This is a genomic window from Methylobacterium brachiatum, assembly GCF_900113845.1.
GTDB lineage: Bacteria > Pseudomonadota > Alphaproteobacteria > Rhizobiales > Beijerinckiaceae > Methylobacterium > Methylobacterium brachiatum.
The window spans coordinates 138,423-147,797 of record NZ_FOQW01000015.1; the positions used below are offsets into that span (position 1 = coordinate 138,423).

At 71.0% G+C, this 9,375-nt stretch carries 9 protein-coding genes and 1 rRNA gene; 7 read left to right on the forward strand and 3 right to left on the reverse strand.

Going from position 1 to position 9,375, the window contains the following annotated elements; genetic code table 11:
- Positions 1-81: 81 nt before the first annotated feature.
- Positions 82-816, forward strand: a complete 735-nt coding sequence (locus tag BMZ47_RS20240) for a M48 family metallopeptidase (RefSeq protein WP_091863950.1) — start codon at positions 82-84, stop codon at positions 814-816.
- 7 nt (positions 817-823) lie between these two features.
- Here BMZ47_RS20240 and BMZ47_RS20245 read toward each other — a convergent pair whose 3' ends face one another.
- The gene (locus BMZ47_RS20245) at positions 824-1,198 is read right to left on the reverse strand and encodes a hypothetical protein (protein WP_007558085.1); all 375 of its coding nucleotides are present in this window, start codon (positions 1,196-1,198) and stop codon (positions 824-826) included.
- 224 nt (positions 1,199-1,422) lie between these two features.
- On the opposite strand from BMZ47_RS20245, the gene BMZ47_RS20250 reads away from it, so the two are divergent.
- The 4 genes from BMZ47_RS20250 to BMZ47_RS20265 all read left to right on the forward strand — a co-directional run bounded on the left by BMZ47_RS20250 (position 1,423) and on the right by BMZ47_RS20265 (position 6,253).
- Positions 1,423-1,929 carry an invasion associated locus B family protein gene (locus BMZ47_RS20250; RefSeq protein WP_039901894.1) on the forward strand — a complete coding sequence of 169 codons (507 nt, stop codon included), beginning with the start codon at positions 1,423-1,425 and terminating at the stop codon, positions 1,927-1,929.
- A gap of 23 nt (positions 1,930-1,952) precedes the next feature.
- Positions 1,953-2,585: a hypothetical protein gene (locus BMZ47_RS20255; protein WP_091863966.1), complete on the forward strand. Its 633-nt coding sequence runs from the start codon at positions 1,953-1,955 to the stop codon at positions 2,583-2,585.
- 157 nt (positions 2,586-2,742) lie between these two features.
- Complete coding sequence (locus BMZ47_RS20260) at positions 2,743-4,623, forward strand: glycosyltransferase family 2 protein (protein WP_208601075.1); 1,881 nt, start codon at positions 2,743-2,745, stop codon at positions 4,621-4,623.
- A gap of 10 nt (positions 4,624-4,633) precedes the next feature.
- The gene (locus BMZ47_RS20265) at positions 4,634-6,253 is read left to right on the forward strand and encodes a glycosyltransferase family 2 protein (RefSeq protein WP_091863952.1); all 1,620 of its coding nucleotides are present in this window, start codon (positions 4,634-4,636) and stop codon (positions 6,251-6,253) included.
- 58 nt (positions 6,254-6,311) lie between these two features.
- Here the strand turns inward: BMZ47_RS20265 and purC are convergent, their stop codons facing one another.
- A complete protein-coding gene (gene purC / locus BMZ47_RS20270; RefSeq protein WP_007558076.1) occupies positions 6,312-7,106 on the reverse strand; it encodes a phosphoribosylaminoimidazolesuccinocarboxamide synthase in 795 nt (264 codons plus the stop codon).
- Between the two features lie 220 nt (positions 7,107-7,326).
- Entirely contained in the window at positions 7,327-8,109 is a 783-nt protein-coding gene (gene nth, locus BMZ47_RS20275) for an endonuclease III (RefSeq protein ID WP_244536888.1), read from the reverse strand.
- Positions 8,110-8,129: 20 nt separating this feature from the next.
- On the opposite strand from nth, the gene BMZ47_RS20280 reads away from it, so the two are divergent.
- Together BMZ47_RS20280 and BMZ47_RS20285 are read left to right on the forward strand one after the other, a co-directional pair.
- Positions 8,130-8,651 carry a DUF2244 domain-containing protein gene (locus tag BMZ47_RS20280; RefSeq protein WP_007558071.1) on the forward strand — a complete coding sequence of 174 codons (522 nt, stop codon included), beginning with the start codon at positions 8,130-8,132 and terminating at the stop codon, positions 8,649-8,651.
- 613 nt (positions 8,652-9,264) lie between these two features.
- A 16S ribosomal RNA gene (locus tag BMZ47_RS20285) occupies positions 9,265-9,375 on the forward strand; the annotation flags it as partial.

The following is a 9,375-nucleotide window of genomic DNA, read 5'->3' on the forward strand; positions in this document are numbered from 1 at the left end:
CACCGGCCAGCACGGGCCAACCGGAGCGATTCCCGGCGACGGGATCTGGAGCCCCGGTCCGGGGCCGGCTAGAACGGAACCATGTCGTTCGCGCTGCTGCGTCGCCCCGATCCCGGCCACCTCGAGGTCCAGCACGAGGGAGCCAGCTTCCAGATCGCGCTGCGTCGGCGGCCGACCGCGCGCCGGATCACCCTGCGGGTCTCGGCCGCCACCGGCGAGGTCGTGATCACCCTGCCGAGCCGCACCGCGGTGAACACGGCCCAGCGTTTCGCCACCAGCCATGCCGGCTGGATCGCGGCGCGGCTGGCGCGCGTGCCCGAGCGGGTCCTGTTCGTCCCGGACGCGATCCTGCCCGTGCGCGGAGAGCCGCATCGCGTGCAACTGCGCGACACCCGCAGCGGGACGGTGCGCGTCGAGGCGGGGGAGGGGGATCCGGTGCTCTCGGTTTCCTGCGATTCCGCGCATGTCCCGCGCCGGATCCGGGACTACCTGACCCGGGAGGCGCGGCGGGACCTCCTCGAGGCCGTGGAGCGCTACGCGCCGCTGCTCGGCCAGAGGCCGGCGCGCATTACCCTGCGGGACACACGCAGCCGCTGGGGCTCCTGCACGGCCCGGGGCGAGCTGAACTTCTCGTGGCGCCTGATCCTGGCGCCCCCGATGGTGTTGGATTACCTCGTCGCCCACGAGATGGCGCATCTGCGCGAGATGAACCACTCCGCCCGCTACTGGGCGCTGCTGCGCGGCCTGTGCCCGAACGTCGACGCGGCCGAGGCGTGGCTGAAGCGCAACGGCACCAGCCTGCACCGCTACGGCTGATCGGGCCTCAGCCCTTGGCGCGCAGAACCTTCTGGCGGGTGACGGTCTCGGCTGGCCAGGCCGGTCGCGGATCGACATGGCCCGGCTCGAGCGTGCGCGGGGCCACGCTGTCGCAGACCTCGCGCTGGCGGATGATCACCGGGTTGCCGAAGGCGTCGCGGCGCCGCACCAGGCCGCCCTCGCGGCAATAGCCGGCGATCGCGGCCTGACCGTTGCGGCGGCCATACGGGTTCACCGCCACCGGCGGATGCTCGACGACCAGCGTGTCGGAGCGGTTGAGGGAGCGTTCCACGTAGGTGGTCTCGGAGACCGGAAGCGACTGCGCCCCGGCCTGCGCGAGGGTGGCCAGCAAGCAGGCGGCCGAGAGGGCGAACAGGCGCATCACAGCTTCAGGATCCTGCGCTGGAGGAAAAGCGACCTTCATTTAGGTCGTTCTGCAACCCCCGGGTAGCGCCCAGGGGCAACACTGGAGCCGGCATCGCTTGACAGCGCGGGGCTGACCATGGTCGGAACACCCGCGATTTTACGGCCCCGCCGGTCCTCGGCGGTGGCGTTCCGAAGGGTTCGGTGGTGCCGCTTCACGCGAGGCTCGATCGTTTTCGGCGCGTGGTCCGGCGCGTCGCGCTGCCGGTATCCCTCGCCCTGTCCGCCCTGGGGCTCGCCTCCGCCGGGCCGGCCGCCGCCCAGGGCATGGTGCGCAAGACCTTCGACGACTGGCAGCTGCGCTGCGAGACGCCGGCCGGCGCCAAGGCCGAGCAATGCGCGCTCGTGCAGTATCTGGCCGCGGAGGATCGCCCCAACCTCACCCTGGTGGTGATCGTCCTGAAGACCGCTGACAACCGCGGCTATCTGCTGCGCGTGGTGGCGCCGCTGGGCGTGCTCCTTCCCTCCGGCCTCGGCCTGAAGATCGACCAGACCGATGTCGGCCGGGCCGGCTTCGTGCGCTGCCTCACCACCGGTTGCGTGGCCGAGGTGGTGATGGATGACGGCTTGATCCGCCAGTTCAAGGGCGGCACGCAGGCGACCTTCATCGTGTTCCAGACGCCCGAGGAAGGCGTCGGCATTCCGCTTTCGATGAAAGGCTTCGCGGCCGGGTTCGACAGCTTGAAATGACGATGCCGCTCGGGAGCCGCGCGATGATCGGAGGTCGTGACCTGTTTCTGGGCCTGTGCGGCCTGATCCTCGCGGGTTCGCTGGCCGCGGGCCCGGCTCGTGCGGAGGAGGGCAACGTCCTCTCCAACCTGTTCAAGTTCGGCGGCACGACCGTGCCGCCGTCGCAGGCCCAGAGCCTCGATCCGCCCTATTGCCCCCCGGTCGAGGTGGCCGAGAACGGCGCGGCCTATCGCATCCTCGCCGGAAGCGACGTGCGGACCCAGTTCTCGGTCGGCCGTCTCGCCCGGGAATGCACCCGGCGCCAGGACGGCTCGGTCACCGTCAAGGTCGGGGTCGAGGCCAATGTCCTGCTCGGCCCGAAGGGCGCCCCCGGCCGGTTCGACGTGCCGGTGACGATCCAGATCCGCCACGAGGGCAAGGTGCTCGCGAGCCGCGTCGAGCATTCCAGCGTGGTCGTCGGCCCGGGCGAGGCGCAGGGTTTCGCCACCATCGTGGCCGAGGAGCTCACGGTCCCGCCGGCCGCGGCCGAGGATTACGACATCACCGTCGGCGTCGGCAGCGGCAGGACCGCCGGCGGCAAGGCCGCCGCGAAGCCGCGGCGCAAGAAGCCGGCGGTCGCCGCGGAGCCCGCCAGCGGAGGCGACGCTGCCCAGTGATGCCGCGGCGCGTCTTGTCGATCCGATCGCGCTGACGGGGAAAGCCGGACACGGCGCGCCCTGGCTCGGCCGCGCGACGCGCTTCCGGCTGGAGTCGGCCGACGATGCCGTCTTCGATCGCCGCCTCGTCCTGCCCGACAACCCGGCCGGCTGGATCGTGCTGAGCTATGCCGGCGATCCGGGGGCCGTGCCCCGCCGGCCGATCCTGCGGGTCCTGCGCGGGGCCGACGGCGTGCCGCAGGATTTCGTCCTGCCGGGCGCCGCGCACGGCTACGCCCACTGGCTCGGCCTGATCCCCCCGGATACCCGGGAGATCCGCCTGTCGGCCGGCCCCGGCTTCGCGCTGGAGCGGGTCGGGGCTCGGCGCGAGGTCTCCGTGCTCGCCCAATGCCTTTTGCGCCGGCCCGGGCGGTTCGTCTCGGCGCTCTACGAACGCGCGCGCGGGTCCGAGCGGCGCTACCGCGATACGCTGCGCGGGGCCTGCGCGGTGACGCCGCTGACGCAGTACCGGTCCTGGGCGGCATCGCGGGACCGCCCGGTCCGCGCCGTTCCGACCGATCTGCGGATCCGCTGCCTCGTCCTGACCCGATCCGGCGAGGCGGCGGCGCTCGCCGCGACCCTCGACGCGCTGGCCGTGCAGGGCCACCCGACCCATAGCATCGGCGTCGCCTGGGAGGATGCCCGCCCCGCATCGCCGGATCCCCGGGCCGCGCATCAAATCTGGGATGATCGCGCCACCGCGGCCGACCTGATCGCCGGGGGCGACGCCCTGTGCCTGCTCCGGGCCGGCGACATCCCGACCCCCGACGCGCTCGCCCTGCTGGCGCCGGCCCTGGCGGGGGCGGATCTCGCCTACGGCGACGAACTCGGCCCCGACGACCGGCCGCGGCTCAAGCCGGATTGGAGCCCGGATCTCGCCCTCGCCACCGGCTACGCGAGCCGCGCGGCCCTGTTCGCGCGCACGTTGCTCGACCGGCTGCCGCCCCGGCCGCTCGGATCCATGGCCGAGGCGGTCCTGGCGATCGAGGCCGCGGCGATCGTTGCCGGCGCGCGCGGCACCCATGTCCCGCGCGTCCTCGCCCGCACGACAAGCGATGTCCTCGATCCGCCGGCGCGCGCGCGGGCGCTCGCTGCCCGCCTCGAGGGGCTGGCCGCCCCGGTCCGGGCCGCCTTCCGCAACGGCGCGATCCAGCTCGACTGGCCGCTGCCGAGCCCCGCCCCGAGGGCCAGCATCGTGATCCCGTCGCGCGACCGCCTCGACCTGATCGAGCGGGTCTGCCGCGGCGTGCTGCACGAGACCGCCTATGCCGATCTCGAGCTGATCATCGTCGATAACGGCTCCACCGATCCGGCCGTGCTGGCCCATTACGACGAGCTGCGCCGGGACCCGCGGGTCCGGATCCTGATCGACCCGCGACCCTTCAACTTCGCCGCCATGGTCAATGACGGCGTCGCCGCCGCGACCGGCGCGATCGTGGTGCTGCTCAACAACGATGTGGCGGTTCTGGACCCCGGCTGGCTCGACGCGATGGTCCGCCAGGCCGGCCGCCCGGAAGTCGGGGCCGTCGGCGCAAAGCTCCTCTACGCGGACGGTACCCTGCAGCATGCCGGGGTGGTGGTCGGCCTCGGCGGGCGCGCCGGCCATATCCTGCGCCGCCGTCCCGGGGATACGCCGGGCCATCTCGGCCGCCTGCGCGTGGCCCACGAGGTCTCGGCGGTGACCGCCGCCTGCCTCGCCGTATCGCGCGACAAATACCTGGCGGTCGGCGGCTTCGACGCCGAATCCTTCCCGGTGGATTTCAACGATGTCGATTTCTGCCTGCGGCTGGGCGCCGCCGGCTGGAAGACGATCTGGACCCCGTCCGCCACCCTGGCCCATCTCGAATCCGTCAGCCGGGGGCCGTCGGTCGGGGCCAAGCGCGCCCGTTTCGAGCAGGAGGCCGCCCGGTTCTCCGAGCGCTGGCGCGATGTGATCCGCCACGATCCGTATTACCATCCCGCCCTGTCGCTCACGACCTTCGGCGAGGATCTCGAATGATGCGGCGGCCATGAAACGGCCTGCGCCGGAGCTTGCGGAGACGCTGCATCTCGGCATCCCGCGCCGCCCCGGCCGCGCGATGCTCGCTGCGCTGCGCCATCTTCTCGGCCGCCCCCGGGCGACGGGAGAGATCCTGCTCGCGCGGCTCCAGGGTCGACGCCTGCGCGCGCGCCAGAAGCTGGCGGCTCTGGTCGGGATCGACCACCGGCTCGCGCTCCCGGCGGGCATCCTCGATCGCTTCCCGCCCGCGCCGGCCCCGCCGCGCGACGCCATCCGGGTGTTCGGCGACGGCGTCCTCGTCCCGGGCGCGGCCGCGCGCATCGCCGCCGCCTTCGCGGCCGATCCCGAACTCCAGGCGGTCTACGGCGACGCGCTGATTCAGGACCGCGCGCGCGGCCCGGTGCGGCCGCTGCTCCCGCCGGTCTTCGACACCGACCTCCTGGCCGCGGTCGATTATCTCGAGCCCCTGCTGGCCTGCCGTCCGGGAGCCCTGGCGCCGGAGACGCAGCCGAGCGGGCCCGCCGACGCCGCGTTCCAGATCGCCGAGCGGTACGGCGCCCGCACGATCGGCCACCTGCCCGAGATCCTCGCGATCCGGCGCGGCGACCCGGCCGACACCGTGTCGCCGGCAGGGGAGGGGGGGCGGCACCGCCATCGCGACGCCCTGCGCCGCCACCTCGACCGGTCGGGCCAGACCGCGAGCCGCATCGTCGTCGATGGGCACGGCCTCCTGCAGGTCGAGCATCCTTTGCCCGATCCGCGACCCCTGGTGAGCGTCATCGTGCCGACCCGCGACCGGCTCGACCTGCTCCGCCCCTGCCTCGACAGCCTCGCGGCCTGCACCGACTGGCCGAACCTCGAGATCCTGGTCTGCGATAACGACAGCCGCGAGCCCGAGACGCTGGCCTTCCTGCAAAACCTCGAGCGTGAGGGGAGGGGGGGCGTCGTGCCCTGTCCCGGGCCGTTCAACTTCGCCGCGATGAACAATGCCGCCGCCGCCCGCGCCCGCGGTGCGCTGCTGGTCTTCGTCAACAACGACGTCGAGGCGTTCCGGCCGGATTGGCTCGCCCGGATGGCCCGGGAGGCCCTGCGCCCGGAGATCGGCGCGGTCGGCGCCCGGCTCCTCGACGGCGAGGGTCGGATCCAGCACGGCGGCATCGTGCTGGGCACCGGCGGCTTGGTCACGCACGCGCATCGCCACTTCCCGGGGGACGCTCCGGGCTACCTCGCGGGCCTGCGCGCGACCCACGCGGTGTCCGCGGTCACCGCCGCCTGCCTGATGGTCGAGACCCGAAAATTCCGGTCGGTCGGCGGCTTCGACGATGCGGATTTCGCGGTCGATTTCAACGATGTCGACCTGTGCCTGCGCCTGAACGCGGCCGGTCACCATACGCTGCTGGTGCCCGGGGCGGTGCTGCATCACCGCGAATCGGCGAGCCGCCGCTGGACCCGGGAGGCCCGCGCCCGCCACGAGCGCGAGATCGCGGCGCTCAAAAAGCGATGGGGGCCGCTGCTGGTGCAGGACCCCCATTATCACCCGGGCTTCGACCCGGATCTCTCGACCCACGCACGCCTGCGCGCGGGGTTTCCGGAAGCGGGTCCGGCACCGGTGCGACGCCCGCCCGCCTAGAGCATCGCCCCGAAAGGTGGCCGCCGGCTTCCGGGTCGGGCGAGGCGCGAGGCGCGGCCTACTGGACGAGGCGCGGGCCGCCGCCCTGGACCTTCTCGTTCTCCGACATGATCCCGAGCCGCTTGGCGACTTCCGTATAGGCCTCGATCAGGCCGCCCAGATCCTTGCGGAACCGGTCCTTGTCGAGCTTGTCCGAGGACTTGATGTCCCACAGCCGGCACGAATCCGGGGAGATCTCGTCGGCCACGACGATGCGCATCATGTCGCCTTCCCACAGGCGGCCGGTCTCGATCTTGAAGTCCACGAGCCGGATGCCGACGCCGAGGAAGAGGCCCGACAAGAAGTCGTTGACGCGGATCGCCAGCGCCATGATGTCGTCGATCTCCTGGGGCGTCGCCCAGCCGAACGCGGTGATGTGCTCCTCCGACACCATCGGGTCGTTGAGCGCGTCGTTCTTGTAGTAGAACTCGATGATCGAGCGCGGCAGCTGGGTGCCTTCCTCCAGGCCCAGCCGGGTCGCCAGCGAGCCCGCCGCGACGTTGCGCACCACCACCTCGAGCGGGATGATCTCGACCTCCCGGATCAGCTGCTCGCGCATGTTCAGCCGGCGGATGAAGTGCGTCGGCACGCCGATGTCGTTGAGGTGCTGGAACACGAATTCCGAGATCCGGTTGTTCAGCACGCCCTTGCCGTCGATGATCTCGTGCTTCTTCGCGTTGAAGGCCGTGGCGTCATCCTTGAAGTGCTGGATGAGCGTCCCGGGCTCGGGCCCCTCGTAGAGGACCTTCGCCTTGCCCTCGTAGATGCGACGGCGGCGGTTCATAGGCGTGTACCGTGGTTTGAGGAAGTCCATGGGCCGAGGCTCCTGATGCGCGACGATTGGGAGGAATCCGCGGCGCGGCGACCGGATGCTGAGGTCGGGCAGCCGGACGGCCTCTGCCCGAGGGCCCGGCTACTGCCGTTCAAACTAGCCGAACCGGGGTTCCAGCACAACGCGTTGGCCCGCAGGGCGGGATTGCGGGCGCGGGCCCGGACGTGCCGCCGACCGCCTGCGGGCCCCACCCATCACGCCGTCACGCGGCGGTCTTCGACGGGTATCGGCAGAGATCGGCGATGAGGCAGCGCGGGCATTCGGGCTTGCGCGCCTTGCAGGTGTAGCGGCCGTGCAGGATCAGCCAGTGATGGGCATGCAGCCGGTAGGGCTCCGGCACGATCGCCTCCAGCCCGGCCTGGACCTTGTCGGTCGTGCCTCCGACGAACAGCGGGATCCGATTCGAGACCCGGAAGATATGGGTGTCGACCGCGATCCGCGGCACCTGGAAGGCGACGTTCAGCACGACGCTCGCCGTCTTGGCCCCGACCCCGGGCAGCACCTGCAGCGCCTCGAGGCTCGCCGGCACCGCGCCGCCATGCTGCTCGACCAGGATGCGCGAGAGCGCGATGACGTTCCTCGCCTTGGTGTTGAACAGCCCGATCGTGCGGATGAAGCCGCGGACCGTCTCCTCGCCGAGCGCCAGCATCTTCTCGGGTGTGTCGGCCACCGCGAAGAGCGGGCCGGTGGCGAGGTTGACGCCGCGATCGGTCGCCTGCGCCGACAGGACCACGGCGACCAGGAGGGTGAATGGGTTGACGTACTGCAGCTCGCCCTTCGGCTCCGGCTCTGCCGCGTGGAAGCGCCGGAAGATCTCGGTGAGCGTCGCCGGATCGACCGCCTCCGGCGCGGTCTCGATTCGGGCGGTCTGGGCCGGGCCGATCCGTCCGCCGAGACGCCCGGACGCCGCGGCCTTCGCGGTCCCGCCTGCGGCACGCCGTCGAGGGGGGCTGTTAACCGAGGGCGGAGGCTTTCTGGCGGGCATCGGCGCGTTATATGGATCGCATGGCGACCGGCAATCCTTCCGTCCATCCGCACGGGCTCGACCCGGACACGATCGACCGGCCGGTTTTCTCCGCCACCATCCGGCCGCATCAATCCCTGAGCCGTCTCGGCTTCCGCATCGTGATGACCGGTTGCTGCCTGGTCTCGCTCACCGTCTCGGTCTGGGCCTGGCGGATGGGGTTCTGGCCGGTGGCCGGGTTCTTCGGCCTCGACATGCTGGCGATCTACGCGGCGTTGAAGGTCAGCTTCCGGCGCGGCCGCTCCTTCGAGGAGGTGATGATCTCGCAGATCGAGATCCTGCTCGCCCGGGTCAGCTACACGGGCGAGCGGCACGAATGGCGGTTCAATCCGCTCTGGACCAAGATCGTGACGGTCGAGGACGACGAGTACGGGCTCCAGCGACTCACCCTGGTGTCGCGGCGCCAGCAGGCTCTGGTCGCGCGCGATGCCGATCCGGACGAGCGCGCGCGCATCGCGCAGGGCCTCGGCCGTGCGCTGGCCCAGGTGAAGAAGGGCTACTGAGCGCTGCGCGCTGGTTTTCCGGATTCACACAGGCCCACGATCGCACCGCAACAAACCGGTTGACGCCCCCGGTTCACCTGCCTATAGAGCTGTCCATCGGCGCCGGCCGCGGAAGTGGCCCGGGCGCTGAAGCATCTTCTAACAGGATCGGCGATTGGCCGGCGGGTTTGCCGGGCGGTCTGCTGTTTTTGTTCGATGCCGACCCTGAGGTCTTCTCCGCTTCCGCGGGCTGAACAACGGGGTTGACAGGGAGATCGGCGGGCTCTAAACGCCCTCCACCGCTGAGGCGGCCGACCGGATGGTCTGGCCAGTATCACGGTTCTCCTAGTCGGACAAGCGGTGGATCGGGGTCTCGGCCCGGATCGACGTATCGTCTGCAGCGATACCGGTTCTGCCGGTGCCGCGGGTCTTTGACATTGTTGGATTTGAGGAAGGGAGACGCGGACGGCGTTTGTCCTTGCGGCTGGGGCTTCGTGCCCTGGCAAGTGAGAGACTAGTGCCGATCGTCGTGTTTCTCTTTTTGAGCTCACCGATTTCGTCGCGCTGTGAAGCGCTGCGGGATCGATTGTGAGGCTCCGTCTGAGAATTACGTGATCGGCCAGATCAATCTCTTCAACGTGAGAGTTTGATCCTGGCTCAGAGCGAACGCTGGCGGCAGGCTTAACACATGCAAGTCGAGCGGGCACTTTCGGGTGTCAGCGGCGGACGGGTGAGTAACGCGTGG